Raw genomic sequence first — 18,122 nt, forward strand, 5'->3', positions numbered from 1 at the left:
ATTATTTATGAAGTTTTGAAAGATTATCCAGTATTTTAACCTTATCCAACACCATTCCCGCACCTCTGGCAACAGCAGTAAGCGGATCTTCAGCAACAACAACATTAATTTTTGTTTCATGCTCAATAAGTTCTTTAAGTCCTTTTAATAAAGCACCACCACCTGAAAGGTAAATACCTTTCATAACAATATCTGTTAATAATTCAGGTGGAGTTTCTTCTACAGTTAATTTTATCTGTTCTACAATTTTTGATACAGGATTGCTTATAGCTTCCCTGATTTCATAGCCTTTTAATACAATATTTCTTGGTAATCCTGATAAAATATCCCTTCCTATAATTTCAACTTCTTCATTATCGTATTCGTCATTTGGCCAGGTATTTCCAATTTTTTTCTTGATTCTTTCAGCGGTTCTTTCTCCGATAAGAAGTCCGCTTTTTTCTTTTACATAATTTATTATTGCTTCATCTAATTCATCTCCAGCAATTCTAACGGATTTTGATAGAACAATACTTCCAAGGGAAATTACAGCAATTTCTGTTGTTCCACCGCCTATATCTACAACCATATTACCGGAAGCTTCTTCAACATTTAATCCTACACCAATAGCAGTTGCCATAGCTTCTTCTATAAGAAAAGCTTTTCCAGCACCAGCGTCCAGTGTAGCCTTATGTAAAGCATTTCTTTCAACCTCTGTTGCATCTGTTGGAATACCAACAACAACTATGGGTTTTAAAAATGTAAATGAACCAACAGAAGCATCTATGAAATATTTTAACATTGCAAGTGCTGTATTGTAATCAGCAATAACGCCATCTTTCAAAGGCCTTATGGCAATAATATTTGCAGGTGTTTTTCCTATCATTTTTTTTGCTTCTTTTCCAACAGTTAAGATTTCCCTTGTATCCTTTTCTATAGCAATAACAGATGGTTCGTTAACAACAATTCCCTTTCCTTTTACATAGACCAATGTATTTGCAGTTCCTAAATCTATTCCTATATTAGCTCTCATTTTATTTCCTCCCGAAATTCATGTTTTTAATATTATATCATATTTTCTTAAAAACGTCTATAATTTCCGTGACAAAAGGCAATTGCAATGGCATCTGCTGCATCATCAGGGGTTGGTGTTTTTTTGAGGTTAAAAATTGTTTTTAACATTCTTTGTATTTGTCCCTTTTCAGCACGTCCATAACCGGTTATTGCCTGTTTTACCTGATAAGGTGTATATTCTGCAATAACTAATCCAGCCTGTTGCAGAGTTAGCAGTATTACACCGCGTGCTTCGCCAACCTGAATAGCAGTTTTTACATTTTTAAAGAAGAAAAGGCTTTCAACAGCAGCTTCATCAGGATTATATTTGTTTATTAACTCATTCATTTTTTCATATATTTCCAGTAATCTTTTGTTTAAATCTGCATTTTTATCTGTTTCTATTACTCCAAAGTCTATTAGTTTAAAGGTGTTTCCAATCTTATCAATAACTCCAAAACCAATCCTTCCATATCCAGGATCTATTCCTAATATTCTCATATTCTACTCCTTTAAATATAATATTTTTTCATTCAGATTATAACATAAAATCAATTATTTTTATTTAATTTGCTTTAATTCAAGAATAAGAGTATAATCATAATACATACATTAAAAAAATATTCAAATATTATTAACTTTAAATATAGTGGCATCGCATAATAAAATAAAGGAAATGAGGTGTATTTATGAAAAAAATGGTATTTATGTTATTGGTTATAGGTGTTTTTTCAGGGATTATGTTAGGTTTTGAAATCTCAGGAAGTTATTTAAAAGAATTGTCTGGATATGAAAGAGCTTTTGTGGGTGGAAGTGTAACTATTGGTGATAAGGATATATTTGGATTGGAAATAGGTGTTTTTTCCCCGGAGGATATTATAAATACAGGTGAAATAACATATCTGCAACCAACTATCTTTTTTTTAGTCCAGATTCCAACTAAAAGAATAAAGGTATTTTCGGGAATAAGTCCAATTATTCAATATTACAATGGAGAATTTTCAATTTATTCCTATACAATGTATCTTACAAAAGCAGGAATTTCAATATATTTAGGGCCTTTTGTTATTACAGGTGGTGTTAATACAGTTTTTGACCTGTCATTTCAACAGACATTTGGAATATTTGGAGTATATGGTGAATTTGGATTAAGATTTTAAAATTAATGGAGGGAAAAATTATGAAAAGAAAAATAATTATTATAATAGGTTTAATAACCATATTTTTGTTTTTTTCATGTCAAAAAGTTGATCCGATAATGGAAAATGGAGATGTTGATGGATATGCAAATTTAAGTGATAATGTGGATAATAGCAATATTAAAGTATCAATAGAAGGTTTAGAGGCAACAGGAAATGGATTTAGTCCAGTTGATACTATAAGTACCTTAAATAAAACTAAAACAATTGAAGATGGTTATTTTTCATTGGAGAATATTCCAGAAGGGAAATATATAATAAAGGCCGAAAAGGATGGCTATTTTCCAACAAAAAAATTTATAGATATAAAAAATAATGAAAAAACGACTTTAGGAGCATCTCTGGTGTTATATCCGTTAGGAGATTATGGTACTTTAAATGGAAAAGTTAAATATATTGATAAATCAGACCAAACAGGTATTTTGTTAGAAATTAGAACGCCAGAAGGAGAACCTTTGCCCGGGATGTACACATTTTCAGACAAAAATGGAAACTATTCATTTGATTTTGTTCCTGTGGGTAATTATATAGTGTATGCAAGAGATGTCGAAGAAAACTCTGAATATTCGGCAGATGCAGCACCAATTGTTATAGAAAACGGAAAAAATACAGTGGCACCGGATTTGATATTACGTAAAGCGGCAAAACATGTTGTTATTTTTAAAGATGTAGATGCCTGGTCAGAACCAAGTGCTGTTACGGATATTTTAGATAATATAGGTTTCTCTGAAGGTAGTGGTATAAAACAATATGAAATAAAAAGTTCTGAAGATATTAATAATTTAAATTCATTTGATTCAAGTTGGGCTATAATTATCGAGGGTGATCAGACAGGTAATTTTTATGATATATATAAAACCAATATGGATAAATTTAATACTTTTGTAAGTAATGGTGGAACGTTATTCTGGATTGCCTGCGACAATGGCTGGAATGGAGGAGATTTTACAGGAACTCTTCCTGGCGGTGTAACCTGGAGAGATTATTATGATAGTTATAATGAAATAACAAATAGAACACATCCATTATTGGCAGGCTTTCCTGAAGAATCTTTAGTGGGTAATTATGCAAGTCACGGAGGTTTTGATAATTTAAGTTCGGCAGATATAATTAACCCTGTGGTATTTATAAAAGAATATTCTACAAATGAAAAATATCCAACATATATTGAATATAGATATGGAAATGGAAGGGTAATCGCTTCGACTTCTCCTCTGGAATATTATATTGGAAATTTAGCAGGGGATAGCGAATGGTATATTTTATTACTTAAGCGATCAATAGAATATACCTTTAACCTGCCCCTTACCCCAGTTGAATAAAAAATAAAATAAAATAAAAACAAAGCCGTCAGGCTTTGTTTTTATTTTATACTTTTATATCAAAAATTTTTTTGATATAATTGATTTATCAAAATTTAGAGGTGATTGTGTTGAAGAAAATCCTGATAATTATATTGATTTTTATTAATATAACCATATTTTCAATAGGGTTTGATATATCTTTTTACTGGAAATCTCCTGGAAGATTTTATTCCAGCGTATATCAGAATATACCATTTTTTAGATATTTGTATTCTAAAGAAGGTGCGGGACAGGAACAATTATATTCTTTTCTGGAAAAAAATATAGATAAAAGTCTTAAAAATGATGTTTTAAAGTTTATTAATTCGGATTTTTTATTTTTAACCAATGATACATTATCTCTGGAGAATATGTTCTGGATAATTCCTATACAGGATAGTATTAAATTTATATCTAATTTTAATGGATATATAATAACAGATTATAATGATATAGAAAAATTAATTTATTTGATAAAAAATCTTTTTAGTTATGAGGTAGAATATAATAATGGAAAATATAATATAAAACAGTTAAATTTAAAATTCCAATTAATAGCAGATCATATAATATTTTATAATGGAAAAGCAATAGACTTAACAGAAATTTTTGGGCTTTTAGATTATTTTAACGAGTTAAAATTACAGGTAACCACAAATGTATATATCCATTTTAAAAATCACAAATTTAATTTTTTTGTTGAACCTTTGCAGGAAAAATATATTCAAAAATATCCGGATACTTCTGAGGGAACAGTAACAGTTCAATATGAAAATAAAAATATCATATTTAATATTGATACAAATTTCAAAGTATTAAAAAGTACCTCGCTGAAAAAAGATTATAAAATTTTTGGTGATTCTGTTGTATATTTAAATATAGAAAAAAAAGAAAATATTTTAAATATCGCAAAGAGAATTTTTACACCAGATGACGATTATTCGCTTAATGTATTAAGATATATTCTTGAAAGCGTAAAAAATGTAGATTCAGTATATATAAGCGAATATTTTTCGAGAAAGGGTGATGGGATATCCATAATTATACCAGGTGAAGTTAACGTCGAAAAATTGGAAGAAAAATTTTCTCATTGGAACATCAAAAGTAAAAAATTGGGGAATTATACTTATTATACTATTTATTATAAAAATATTGGAGATCCGGTATATCTTTATTTAAACGAAAAACAGTTAATTATATCTTCAAATTCTCCATCTTTAATGAAATATATTATAGTAAGTTCTAAAAAGATATCAAATTTAGGAGTATTTAAAAATATTGATAATCTGGAAAATAATGTATTATATTTCTGGTATATAAATATAAATTCTTTTTTCGAGGAGTATATAGGCGATTCAGTTCCCGGTGAAGTTTTAATTTTAAATTCTGAAGAGGATAATAGATTTAAAGAGTTAATAATATTAAGGTAGGTGAAAGGATGAGTATTTTATCAAAAATATTTGATAAAAATAAAAGAACATTAAACAGATATAGAAAAACGGTGGAAAAAATAAATAAAATAGAACCGGAATATGAGAAATTATCAGATGAAGCGTTAAAGGCAAAAACTGAAGAATTTAAAAAGAGATTGGAAAATGGAGAAACGCTTGATGATTTATTAGTTGAAGCGTTTGCTACAGTAAGGGAAACGTCTAAAAGAGTATTAAATATGAGGCATTTTGATGTGCAATTAATGGGTGGTATTGCTCTACACGAAGGAAATATAGCAGAAATGAAAACAGGTGAAGGTAAGACTCTTGTTGCCACGCTTGCTGTTTATTTAAATGCATTAACAGGAAAAGGAGTACATCTTGCCACGCATAATGATTATCTTGCTAAAAGGGATGCTCAATGGATGGGGCCAATATATGAATTTCTTGGTCTCAGCGTAGGTTTTATTCAGGCAGGAATGGAGACAGCCGATAGAAAAAAAGCTTATCAATGCGATATTACATATGGAACAGCAAATGAATTTGGTTTTGATTATTTGAGGGATAATCTTGTATATGATCTTGAAGATAAAGTTCAAAGAGGACATCATTATGCAATAGTTGATGAAGCAGATAGTATTTTAATTGATGAAGCCAGAACACCGCTTATTATTTCAGGTCCTTCTGATACACCTTCACATTTATATACAAAATTTGCAGGAATTGCAAGAAAGTTGAAAAAAGACGAAGATTTTACCTTAGATGAAAAGGGTAAAGCGGTAATATTAACCGATGAAGGTATATCAAAACTTGAAAAGATGCTGGGAATTGATAACCTTTATGATCCAAAAAATATACACTTTTTATTCCATACATTAAATGCATTAAAAGCTTTATATTACTTTAGAAGAGATAAAGATTATATAATTCAGGATGGAGAAGTTATTATTGTTGATGAATTTACAGGAAGGCTTATGCATGGAAGACGTTATAGTGAAGGGCTTCATCAGGCAATTGAAGCAAAAGAAGGTGTAAAGGTTAAAGAAGAATCATTAACCTATGCAACAATTACATTCCAGAACTATTTTAGAATGTATGAAAAACTTGCTGGTATGACAGGTACTGCAAAAACAGAAGAAGATGAATTTAAACAGATATACAACTGTGATGTTGTGGTTATTCCAACAAATAAACCTGTTATAAGAAAGGATCAAAATGATTTAATATTTAGAACACAAAAGGAAAAATGGAATGCAGTTGTTTCTGAAATAAAAGAACGATATAAAAAAGGGCAACCAATGCTCGTTGGTACAACGTCAATTGAAACAAGTGAATTGCTCAGTAGCATGTTGAAAAAAGAAGGAATACCACATAATGTATTAAATGCGAAGTATCACGAAAAAGAAGCAGAAATAGTTGCACAAGCCGGTCAAAAAGGAATGATTACCATTGCAACAAATATGGCAGGTAGGGGTACAGATATAAAACTCGGTGAAGGTGTTGTAGAGCTTGGTGGTTTATATGTAATTGGTACTGAAAGGCATGAAAGTAGAAGGATTGATAATCAGCTCATAGGTAGATCTGGAAGGCAGGGAGATCCTGGAGAATCAAGATTCTTCCTTTCATTTGAAGATGATCTATTAAGACTCTTTGGTGGTGAAAAGTTAAAAAGCATAATGGGTGCTTTAAAAATACAGGATGGAGAGTCTATAGAGCATGGATTGCTTAGTAAAATAATAAAAGATGCTCAAAAAAGGGTAGAAGGAATACATTTTTCCATAAGAAAAAGATTATTTGAATTGGATTCTATAATGGATTATCAGCGTTCTTCTATATATGCTCATAGGGATTGGATTTTATCTCAGGGTGATTATGATGATCACCTAAAGGAAATATTTGAAGATGTTGTGGATAGAATAATTGAATCTTCAATAACTGATGAAGAAACTATAGATAAAGAAGAATTAAAGAAAAAACTATTATCATATGGAATAGTTGAAAATATAGAATTTGATACAGTTGAAGAATGCAAAGATAAAATCTTTAAAATATTATGGGATAAATACAAGTCCAAGAAAGAAGAATTTGGGGAAGACTTTAAGAAAATAGCTAAATTTATAATGTTAAGAATAATTGATGAAAGATGGAGAAAACATTTAGAAGCTATAGAACATTTAAAAGAGGCTGTAAGTTTAAGAGCCTATGGTCAAAAAGATCCTACAATGGAATTTAAGAAAGAATCGTATATTATGTTTGAGGAATTAATAAACAATATATATGATGATACAGTATCGTATCTATTAAGAATAGTAAAGGTAGATACTTCAAAAGAAGAGGAAGAAACAAAGAAGAAGATACATCAATTAAACTTTGTGCATAATGATGGTAGCGTTATTAATAGAGAAGAAAAAAGAAAGCAAAATAAAAAATCCCACAAAAGAATTAGAGTGAAGAGGTGAAACGACGATGCTCGATTATGAAGTAAAAGTGAAAATAGACGAGCTTAAGGAGAAGTTTGAAAATCTAAAGAATCTTTTTAATATTGAAAAAACAACTGCTAGAATATCTGAATTAGAGAATAAAATGACAGATCCTGATTTCTGGAATGATCAAAAAAAGGCAGAAAAAATTTCTCGTGAATTGCAACATTTAAAACATGAAATGGAAGAGTTCAATAATTTATCTTCATTGTTTGATGATTTAGCGGTTGCTATAGAATTTGGCGAAGAGGATCCTTCAATGAAAGAACAGGCAATGGAGATATTAGGAGAGATAGAAAAAAAGGTTAAGGATTTTGAATTGGCAATGCTACTTTCTGGCAAATACGATTCAAACAATGTTTATCTTACAATTCATCCTGGTGCAGGTGGAACAGAATCTCAGGATTGGGCTGATATGTTGCTTAGAATGTATACCAGATGGGCAGAAAAAAACAGTTACAAATTGGAAATTATAGACTATCTACCTGGTGATGAAGCAGGTATAAAAAGTGTAACTGTAAAAATTAGCGGTCCATTTGCATATGGTAAATTAAAATATGAGTCTGGTGTTCATAGGTTGGTAAGAGTTTCGCCATTTGATGCGGCAAATAGGAGACATACATCTTTTGCTTCTGTTTCTGTGACACCTGAAATAGATGAAGAAATAGATATTGAAATAAGGCCAGATGATTTGAAAATAGATACATATAGGGCTGGAGGTGCTGGTGGGCAGCACGTTAACAAGACAGACTCTGCAGTTAGAATTACTCATTTACCTACAGGTATTGTTGTTGCATGTCAAAATGAAAGATCGCAGCATCAAAATAAGGCAACAGCCATGCAGATTTTAAAGGCAAGATTATATGAATTGGAAATGCAGAAGAAAATGGAAGAAAAGATGAAATTAATGGGAGATGTTAAGGATATTTCATGGGGTAATCAAATTAGATCTTATGTGCTTTATCCATATAAAATGGTAAAGGATCATAGAACTAATTATGAAACATCAAATTCAGATGCGGTTTTAGATGGAGAACTTGACGGATTTATAGAAGCAGAACTTTTATACTTTGCACAATTGAATAAAGAATAATATAAAAAATGCCCGATTTTTTCGGGCATTTTGTTTTATATAATGCTTTTTCGCCAGTTTCCAAATTTAACGAAAAGCCATGCTAATATCATGGCAAGTATATTGCTTATAATCATAGCATAGAATAAACCTAAAAACCCCCATTTTTGAGACATTAAAGCAATGAGCGGTATTCTAATTCCCCATAATCTGGTAATATTTATTATCATTGACTGCCCTGTTTTTCCAGCGCCTACAAGGGTATTTACAAAAACACTCATAGATGCAAAAAACGGAAGTGAAAAAGAAACATACTTAAAGAATATGTCCCCTATTTTTATAACCTCAGGTTCATTTATAAAGAACTTTGTTAAATGACCGCCAAAGAAAAATGTAAATGTACTCAATACTGTAATTATTAAAAAGTTAGTTATAAAAGCAGTTTTTACAGTTTTTTCAGCATTTTCTATTTCATTAGCCCCTAAAAATTGACCAACCATTGTGGTAACAGCGGAGCCAATACCAAAGGAGATCATGGTTATTAAATTTATTATTCTGTTTCCTATTCCATAAGCGCTTACTATAACAGGTCCAAATGAAGATACAAATTTCATAATAACAGCAAATCCAATTGAAGTGATAGTATAACTTAAAGAACCCGGGAAACCTATAAATAATATTTTCTTTATAATCTCAATATCAGGTTTTAAATCTTCTATATTAATTTTAAATCCTCTTTCTCCCTTGAATACAAGGTAGGATGAAACAACACCTGTAATAAACCTTGAAATTGTTGTTGCCCATGCAGCACCAGCAACGCCCATTTCCGGTATTAACCAGAATCCAAATATAAATATAGGGTCAAGTATTATATTAATAATAGTAGAGTAGAACATCATGTGCATTGAAAATTTTGAATCGCCCCAACCTCTTAATATAGAAGAAGAAATATTAAATAAAAATCCAAATGGCATACCAATCATAATTATATTAAAATATCTTATGGCATATGGAATAACTTCAGCACTTTTTTCACCTGTTATTGCATGTATTATTTGATTTGAAAACAGAATCCCAATTGTGGACAGGATTAATCCAAGGATTATTGATACAACATAAGCCTGTCCCGCAGTTTTTTGTGACATCTTTTTATTTTTTGCGCCGGTATATTGCGAAACAAGGGTTACAGTAGCATTTGAAAATCCTATTGTAAAAGAAATAAATACAAATACCAGAGGCCATGTGATGGTGGTTGCTGAAAATTCTACTTTTCCTAACTTGCCAAGAAAATATGCATCAACTATGTTATATAGTGTTTGCATTAAATTGGAAACAATCATTGGCCATGACAATAAAAATAAAGAACTTAATATGGATCTCGAGAATATATCAACCCTGTGATTTTTTTTAATAGTAGCTTTAGACAATTTCAAAACCTCCAGACAAACAGTTAGTCTTACGAACTATTATATCAGAATAATTTTTATTTGTCAATTAATCCCATTATTGCAGCCATTCTTCCGGAGGTTTTTTCTTTTCTATATGAGAAAAACAAGTCTGCTCTTTTATATGTATCAAGATTAGAAGATTCAATATTATTTTCTGGAATACCAGATTCAATAAGCTGGTATTTTATAGTCTTCCATATATCGATGTATATTTTGCCGGATTTTCTTATTATAATGTCGTTATAGTTAAATTCCTTTTCAAATAATGATTTTACATCGTCTTTTACTTCAAAGGATTCTGGTCCTATTGAGGGACCAATACCAACTAATATATCTGAAGGGTTGGAATTGAAATTAGTTACCATGGTGTTTATAGTTTTTTGTGCAATTCTTTTTAGGGTTCCTTTCCAGCCAGAATGAGCCAATGCGATTATTTCTTTTTTATAATCGTAGAAATATATTGGAGTGCAATCTGCATAATATGTAACTAAGAAGATGTTTTTTTCATTGGTTATTAATCCATCTATTTCTTTTATGGAATCACTATTTTGGGTTATTATTTTTATTTTATTGTCATGAACCTGATCTGAAAAGACTAAGTTTTCTGGAGGGATATTGAATATTCTGCACAGCGTTGAATAGTTGTTTTTTATTTGTATATCTGAATCTAATAGTCTTTTGTTGAGATTAAAATCATTGGTGTTTTTGTATATTCTTGTTGTGAATAGATGAAAGAGGTTGTTGAATTTTTCGAAATGAGAGAATGTAAGGAATTTAAGGCCTTCTTTTTCTTTTAATAACATATATAATCAGCTCCTTAATGCTATTTTTTACTATTATAATAGCATATTCCTACCGAGCGTTGCAAACTCACGGTTATGATTGTTCTTTTTGTGTTTGATTGAAAAAAATAAAAATAATGTTCATTCAAACGGCAAGAATTTCTGATCCTTGCTCCATTTGAAAATTCTTTGTGTTGGAAAAAATAAAAGCTTGTTCAGGCGACTTGAGTGCTGATCTTCGAAAATTGTTCGTTCTCAGGGGTCGTTGCAGACTCACATCCATGTTCGTCTTCACTCAAAATCACATCCGTGTGATTTTGACCCCTTCCACTCACAATTTTCTCAGGCACTCTGCGAGCCTTCACTCGCTTTTATTTTTTCCAACTATTCTGTAATCCCCGCTGCGGGAAATTCTTAGTCTTCACTCATATTATTATTTCTATTTTCTTTATTAGATTATATTAAAATAAGTAAAACATAAAAGAAAATTGAATAAAAAGATGAACGAATGCTCGAAGATTGCCCGAAAAAACTGCGAATGAAGAGGGACAAAAAAACAGGATGTTTTTTTGAGCGAAGCTTCCACAGGGATGGGGAATCTGAGCGCCCCAGCGTATATGAGCAGTTTTTGAGGATTAGCAATCGAGTCGCATGAGTGAATCTTTTTATGAAGTTTTCTACAATAAATATTTTTAAGGAATTTTTGTTTTTTTATTTGGTTTGTGAAAAAGTGGAAGTTGTGATTTTTAAGTCTTTACTCATGAGTATTATAATGGTATAATAAAATTAATAAATTAAATAATTATAAAAGAGGTGTATGTTATGAGGTTGAGAATAGGATTGGCACAATTAAATGCCCATGTGGGAAATTTAAAAGGGAATCTTGATAAGGCTAAGAATGCTCTTGATATCGCACAGGAAAATAAGGCTGATATACTTGTTTTTCCAGAATTATTTCTTGTTGGTTATCCACCTGAAGATCTTGTTTTAAAAACAGGATTTTTAGACGACACAAAAAAATCACTAAATGATTTTATTTCATATTCTAAAGGTAAAGAAACAATTTCTGTAATTGGTAATCTTGATTTTGATGTGGATGCATATAATTCAGCATATGTTGTGTATAATGGAAAAGAATCAGCAAAGTATCATAAAATATATTTGCCAAATTATTCTGTTTTCGATGAGAAAAGATATTTTTCACCCGGGCATAGCCCTTTAATGATAGAACTTGAAAATAAATTAAAAATAGGGGTTACTGTTTGTGAAGATATATGGGTACCAAATGGTCCTGCTGTTGATCTTGCTGAAATGGGGGCACATGTAATAGTAAATATTTCAGCATCTCCATATACAAAAGGAAAACCAGAAAGTAGATTGGAAATGCTTAAAACAAGAGCAGCAGAATTATCCACATGGTTAGTATATGTAAACCTTGTTGGAGGTCAGGATGAAATAGTATTTGATGGCGGTAGCGTGGTAATAAATCCATTTGGGGAAGTTGTACATTCATTACCATTATTTGAAGAAAAAATAGAGTTTATTGATATTGATCCTATTTCTTCAACAAGAGCTAATTTAAGAGAAGCTAAAAGAAGACATTTAATATATGAAAATCACAATGTTGAAGTTATTAAAATAAATAAAACAATAGAAAAGAAGAACAACGTTTATAAAGGAAACAAAAAGGTATTATTACTTGAAAGATATGAAGAGATATACAATGCTTTAAAACTTGGATTAAAAGATTATATTCATAAAAATGGTTTTAGCAAAGTGGTTTTAGGATTAAGTGGAGGTATGGATTCAGCATTTGTTGCAGCATTGGCAGCAGATGCATTGGGTGCTGAGAATGTTCTTGGCATTTTAATGCCTTCACAGTATTCTTCAAGAGGAAGTATAAAGGATTCATATGATCTTGCAAAAAATCTCGGTATAAAAACGCATACAATTCCAATTAGAAGAACATTTGAAAGTTTATTAAAAGAATTAGATGCAGCTTTTAGTGGATTACCAATGAATGTAGCTGAGGAAAATATTCAGGCAAGGATTAGAGGAACTATTGTTATGGCTTTTTCAAATAAATTTGGCCATATTGCCCTTGCAACTGGAAATAAAAGTGAAGTTGCAACAGGTTATGCAACATTATATGGAGATATGGCTGGTGGATTATCGCCAATAAAAGATGTATATAAAACCGAAGTATATAAGTTAGCGGAATATTTTAATAGAATAAAGGGAAGTTGGGTTATACCTGAAAATGTATTTATTAAAGCGCCATCAGCTGAATTGAGACCTGATCAAACAGATCAGGATAAATTACCACCATATGAGATATTAGATGCAATTCTTGAAAGGTATATTGAATATGAAATGAGTATAGATGAAATAACAGAAGATGGATTTGATGTTGAAACTGTAAAGTACGTTGTTAAATTAGTTGATATTAATGAATATAAAAGACGTCAGGGAGCGCCTGGTATAAAAGTAACTCAAAGAGCATTTGGAAAGGATAGAAGAATGCCAATAACAAATGGATATAAGGTATGGTGGTAATAGAATGAGATTACCAAACAATGAAAAGAAAAAGAATTTTAAATCATTTTTATTTATATTTGGGATTTTATTTGCTGTATATTTTGTTATATGGTTTGTCTGGGATGAATTTGAATATGTAATTAATGAATTTACAATTTTACCTCATTTAAGATTGGCTAAAAAAGATTGGGATGAAATGTATTTTGATGAGGGGTATATAGAAACCAATGATGGTAATATTGAAATTATAAAAAGGGGCGATACCACTTTTTTAATAAAATATAAAAATCTGGAATTGGAAGAAAGAGGATTTAAATATTTTAATGTTAGATATATAGAAAATGGAGTATTACTATCTTTTCCGGCTTTTTATATTAGAGGAATAAAAAATATCTATTTTTATAATAATAAAATATATGAATTTTATAAAGTGCCTATTGATTTGATAGATTGTTATGATGAACTTTTTACAAAGTTTCTGCTTGGGCAATATAAAAAGATAAATGAAAATGATTTACCTGAAGAGTTAAAAAATGGTTTAAAAGAAAATGTAATTTATATCAGTTCTAAGTATACCAATTTCGTAATTGAAAATATTGAAAACATCTATAAAATAGATGATTATAAATACCTATTCGAAAAGGAAACAGAGCTTTTCAAAGAATATTATATTATAAATATAGAACATAAAAACTATATTTTGAGGATATATTTAGTGGAAAAAAGGTGAAATAGTATGTATAAAAACCTGAAAAACAGCGTTTTAGAATCAAAAAAAACGCTAAAGGAGTTTATTATTAAAAACATAGAAAATTTTAAAAAGGAAAATTTAATAATCAGGGAATTTTTAGCAAAGGATAATAATAAAGAAAAATTTATAAATGAAATAACCTTCAACATATTAAGTAAGATTATATCTTCAAAATTATTATATAAAAAAGGCATATTAAAAAATGCGTATGATTACAATGAATTAAAACGATATATACCAGAATTATTTGATGAATTATATAATATAAAAATTGAAGAAAAATTATTAAAAAAAATACATAATAATTTTAGTAGTGTAGAAGATTGGGATAAAGATGATATTCTGGGATGGGCATATCAATATTACAATCTTGATGAAAATATTCCGAAGATACATAAACAATCTCAATTTTATACACCTGAGTGGATAATAGAATATCTTGTTGACAATACATTGACAAAATATTATTGCGAAATCTATGATGATTCTGAAATAGCTAATAAATACAAAATACAATATAAGAAACAAGAAAGAGAAATAAAACTTGAAAATATAAAAATTATAGATCCCGCTTGTGGAAGCGGACATTTTTTAATAAAAGTATATAACCGCTTAAAAGAATTTTATGAAAAACAGGGATATAAGAAAGAAGAATATATAAAGTTTATACTGGAAAAAAATATTTATGGTATAGATATAGATGAAAAAGGTGTTGAAATAGCAAAGACAATTCTGAAAATAAAAGCACTGGAAGATGGATATATTAAACCAATAAATTTTAATATAGTTTCTACAAACTTTGATATTGTAAAAGAAGAAGATATTGAAGATATAGAGTTTAAGGAGATATTAAAATCTATAAAAAATGAAATTTCTGGATATAAAGAATTAGGGAGTTTAATAACTCTTTCAAAAGAAAATAGAGAAAAGATAATAAAAAAATATGAAAAATATTCATTATTTACAGAAAAAACAGTTTTAGAAAAACATTATGCAGAAAAAATGAAAAAATATTTGATAATATTATCTCTAAACTATGATATAGTTATATCCAATCCTCCTTATGCAGATTCTCATGATTATACGCCAGAATTGAGAAAACTTATAAGAGAAAGATACTTTGATTTTAGAAAAAACCTGTATTCGTGCTTTATAAAAAGAAATTATGATTTTTTAAGAGATGGCGGATTGCTTGGTATGATAACCCCACAAACCTTTATGTTTATTAGCAGTTATGAAGATTTAAGAAAGTTTATAATAAAAAATATGCATATAGAATCTCTTGTTCATTTTGGTCTTGGAGGCGTATTTGAAGATGCACTTGTTGATACCGCCATGTATATTCTTAGAAAAGAAAAAGGGAATAAAGAAAATAAAAGTTTATTTATAGATTTAAGGGATATAGATTATAACAAAAAGAAGGAAGTATTAGATAACATAATAAAAAAAGGAAAAGAAATAAAATATATATATTATGAAAATCAAAACGAATTTAAAAAAATACCGGGCTATCCATTTGTATATTGGATAAATGAAGAAGTAAAAAAAATCTTTGAATATGAGAAATTAATAAATTTTGCTGATGTTAGGCAGGGAATTGCAACAGGTGACAATAAAAGATTTTTAAGATATCATTGGGAAGTTCCTCGTGAAGAGATAAGTTTTAACCACAAAAAAGATGGTAAAAAATGGGTTCCGTATGCAAAAGGAGGACCTTATAATAAATGGTATGGGAATTTATGGTGGGTAATAGCCTTTGATGAAGAGAATTATAAACTTTTAAAAAAAATGGGAAATCATTTACCTAACAGACAATACTATTTTAAATCAGGAATAACCTATTCTATGACAACATCAAAAGGGCCAACATTCAGATTATTACCTGAAAATTTTTTATTCGATTGTAAAGGAAGTAGCATATTTACTGATAATGAAAATTTTAAATTTGCATTACTGGGATTTTTAAATAGCAAATTAGCTTTTTATATATATAGATTTATAGCAGGAAGTGTAGATCTTGAAGTTGGAGATCTGAAAAATATTCCTATTGCTCCAGGATTATATAAAAATTCAAAAAAAGAAAAAATGCTCATTAAAGCTGTAAAATTAATAATAGCAATAAAAAAACAATTAATTGAAACATCTCCTCTTGAACTTCATTATATAGAATCACCTCTTCATTCAATAAAGGAAATGCAAAATTTTGAAAATAAAGTAATAAAATACACAAAGCAAAAATATTTGCTGGAATTATATATTACAATACTTGAAGGGTTTATAGAAAAAACAATCTTTCAAATATATGGAATAAAGAAAAAAACAATAGAAGAAATATTAAATCAAGAAGGTATTCCTGAAATATGGATTGGTCATATAGAAGATGAAATATCTTTTGATATTTCAATTTTAAAAAATAAGTATTTAAATGAATTCAATATAAAAGAGCAGGATATACTTATGCTTCAAAAAGAAATAAATAGATTCTTAAAAACAAGAAAAGATAAAAATAAAAAAATAGAAAGAAAAGAATTTGAAGAAGTTTATCTTTCTAAAAATAGAAAAAATAATGAAGGAAAAATAAAAAGACTTTCGAGGGTATTGAATACAAATCCATTAATAGTGTATAATAATATTAATAATCAATTAATATTAAAAGAAAAAGAATATATAAGAGAGCTTATATTCCTTGCCATAAATCATGAATATATAAAAGAAAAAGGGAATATTGAATATATAAAAGAAAAAATCAACAGTCTTGGAATTACAGAAGAAATACTAAAAAAATATTCGAAAATTAAAGATTTAGAAGAATATATTAGCGAAAAAATACTTTTAGATCAAAAAAAATATTTTAAAAAAAGAGTTCCGTATATATGAACATGGAGGGGAGGAAATGGAAGAATATAAGAAATTTTTCAGGCAAATAACAGTATCAATAGCAATTATAATGATAATATTTGTAATAGGGATAATAGGTTTTATGATACTTGAAAAGTGGAGTTTCTTTGATGCTTTTTATGTAACAGCAATAACCCTCTCCACAGTGGGATATGAAATGCCGTATAAAATATCCAATGTAACAAAGGTTTTTGATGCGTTGTTAATATTTTCAGGTATATCTGTAGTATTATATTTAATATCCTCTCTAACAGCGTTATTTGTAGAAGGAGACTTTAAAAAAATATTGGGGGTTTTGAAAATGATGAAAAGATTGGAAAATATTTCTGATCACTATATTGTTGTTGGTGGTGGAAAAACTGGAGAATATATAATTGATGATTTTATGAAAAACGGTGTTCCGCATGTAGTAATAGAAGATGATGAAAAAAAGATAGAAAAACTATTGTCTCGTGATGAATATAAAGATCTAAATTACATAATAGGAGATGCCAAAGAAGAAGATGTGCTAATCAAGGCAAATATATTTGATGCAAAAGGATTATTGCTTACATTGCCAAGTGATATAGATAACCTGTATATTGCACTTACTGCGAAAACATTAAATCCAGCATTATATGTTGTTTCAAGAGCAAATGACGCAGAAGAATTAAGAAAATTATTATATGCCGGTGTAGATAATGTAATATTGCCACCTGAAATAACAGGAAAAAGAATGTCATCCATGGTGTTAAGACCTAATGTATTATCATTCTTCGAAAGTTTTCAGATGGATTTTGGAGAAAACTTCAATTTTGAAGAAGTAAAAATACCGGATAATAGCTGGATGATAGGAAAAAAATTAAGAGAATTGGAAATTCCTAAAAAAATAGATCTGGTTGTTATAGCAGTAAGAAATAATAGGAAAACACAGTTTAATCCGAAATCAGAGTTAGTTATAAAAAAAGGTGATTCGTTGGTTGTAATTGGTGATAAGGAAAAAATAGAAAAATTAAAACATTATGTTATAATGCAGGAATAAAGCTTATTATAGAAAACAAACAACGAAAAAAAAGAAATCAATTCACTAACGCTTAACGAAATTAACAGATTTGTAAGTTGACAAATGGGAAGAAAGGTGGTAATATATATACTCGGACGCGGGTGAGA

Annotated in this window: 13 protein-coding genes; 9 read left to right on the forward strand and 4 right to left on the reverse strand. The window is 29.1% G+C overall.

Annotated elements, in window-relative coordinates:
• Position 1 precedes the first annotated feature (1 nt).
• Together XO11_RS06840 and ruvC are read right to left on the reverse strand one after the other, a co-directional pair.
• Positions 2 to 1,012 (reverse strand): rod shape-determining protein, encoded by a 1,011-nt coding sequence (locus XO11_RS06840; RefSeq protein WP_014296875.1) that lies wholly within the window; start codon positions 1,010 to 1,012, stop codon positions 2 to 4.
• Positions 1,013 to 1,059: 47 nt separating this feature from the next.
• A complete protein-coding gene (gene ruvC / locus XO11_RS06845; RefSeq protein WP_014296876.1) occupies positions 1,060 to 1,533 on the reverse strand; it encodes a crossover junction endodeoxyribonuclease RuvC in 474 nt (157 codons plus the stop codon).
• 188 nt (positions 1,534 to 1,721) lie between these two features.
• On the opposite strand from ruvC, the gene XO11_RS06850 reads away from it, so the two are divergent.
• The 5 genes from XO11_RS06850 to prfB all read left to right on the forward strand — a co-directional run bounded on the left by XO11_RS06850 (position 1,722) and on the right by prfB (position 8,577).
• On the forward strand, positions 1,722 to 2,192 hold the full coding sequence (locus XO11_RS06850; protein WP_014296877.1) for a hypothetical protein: 471 nt from the start codon (positions 1,722 to 1,724) through the stop codon (positions 2,190 to 2,192).
• Between the two features lie 20 nt (positions 2,193 to 2,212).
• Positions 2,213 to 3,553, forward strand: a complete 1,341-nt coding sequence (locus tag XO11_RS06855; RefSeq protein ID WP_014296878.1) for a hypothetical protein — start codon at positions 2,213 to 2,215, stop codon at positions 3,551 to 3,553.
• A 110-nt stretch (positions 3,554 to 3,663) separates the two neighbouring features.
• Positions 3,664 to 5,004, forward strand: coding sequence for a hypothetical protein (locus tag XO11_RS06860; protein ID WP_041638554.1), 1,341 nt, complete (start codon positions 3,664 to 3,666; stop codon positions 5,002 to 5,004).
• 8 nt (positions 5,005 to 5,012) lie between these two features.
• The gene (secA, locus tag XO11_RS06865; RefSeq protein ID WP_175418406.1) at positions 5,013 to 7,463 is read left to right on the forward strand and encodes a preprotein translocase subunit SecA; all 2,451 of its coding nucleotides are present in this window, start codon (positions 5,013 to 5,015) and stop codon (positions 7,461 to 7,463) included.
• 7 nt (positions 7,464 to 7,470) lie between these two features.
• Positions 7,471 to 8,577, forward strand: a complete 1,107-nt coding sequence (prfB, locus tag XO11_RS06870) for a peptide chain release factor 2 (protein ID WP_175418407.1) — start codon at positions 7,471 to 7,473, stop codon at positions 8,575 to 8,577.
• 35 nt (positions 8,578 to 8,612) lie between these two features.
• Here the strand turns inward: prfB and XO11_RS06875 are convergent, their stop codons facing one another.
• Positions 8,613 to 9,983, reverse strand: coding sequence for an MATE family efflux transporter (locus XO11_RS06875; protein WP_014296882.1), 1,371 nt, complete (start codon positions 9,981 to 9,983; stop codon positions 8,613 to 8,615).
• Positions 9,984 to 10,039: 56 nt separating this feature from the next.
• Positions 10,040 to 10,807 carry a peptidoglycan editing factor PgeF gene (gene pgeF, locus XO11_RS06880; RefSeq protein WP_014296883.1) on the reverse strand — a complete coding sequence of 256 codons (768 nt, stop codon included), beginning with the start codon at positions 10,805 to 10,807 and terminating at the stop codon, positions 10,040 to 10,042.
• Between the two features lie 801 nt (positions 10,808 to 11,608).
• Between pgeF and XO11_RS06885 the strand changes: the two genes are divergently transcribed.
• The 4 genes from XO11_RS06885 to XO11_RS06900 are packed head-to-tail and all read left to right on the forward strand — an operon-like array spanning position 11,609 to position 17,994.
• The gene (locus XO11_RS06885; RefSeq protein ID WP_175418408.1) at positions 11,609 to 13,342 is read left to right on the forward strand and encodes an NAD+ synthase; all 1,734 of its coding nucleotides are present in this window, start codon (positions 11,609 to 11,611) and stop codon (positions 13,340 to 13,342) included.
• Positions 13,320 to 14,054, forward strand: a complete 735-nt coding sequence (locus tag XO11_RS06890) for a hypothetical protein (protein WP_217671878.1) — start codon at positions 13,320 to 13,322, stop codon at positions 14,052 to 14,054. Before XO11_RS06885 ends, XO11_RS06890 begins: the two co-directional genes overlap by 23 nt.
• 6 nt (positions 14,055 to 14,060) lie before the next feature.
• Positions 14,061 to 16,952, forward strand: a complete 2,892-nt coding sequence (locus tag XO11_RS06895) for an N-6 DNA methylase (protein ID WP_175418409.1) — start codon at positions 14,061 to 14,063, stop codon at positions 16,950 to 16,952.
• A 16-nt stretch (positions 16,953 to 16,968) separates the two neighbouring features.
• On the forward strand, positions 16,969 to 17,994 hold the full coding sequence (locus tag XO11_RS06900; protein WP_014296887.1) for a TrkA family potassium uptake protein: 1,026 nt from the start codon (positions 16,969 to 16,971) through the stop codon (positions 17,992 to 17,994).
• The last annotated feature ends 128 nt before the right edge of the window (positions 17,995 to 18,122 follow it).

It is taken from the genome of Marinitoga sp. 1138, assembly GCF_013363265.1.
GTDB lineage: Bacteria > Thermotogota > Thermotogae > Petrotogales > Petrotogaceae > Marinitoga > Marinitoga piezophila.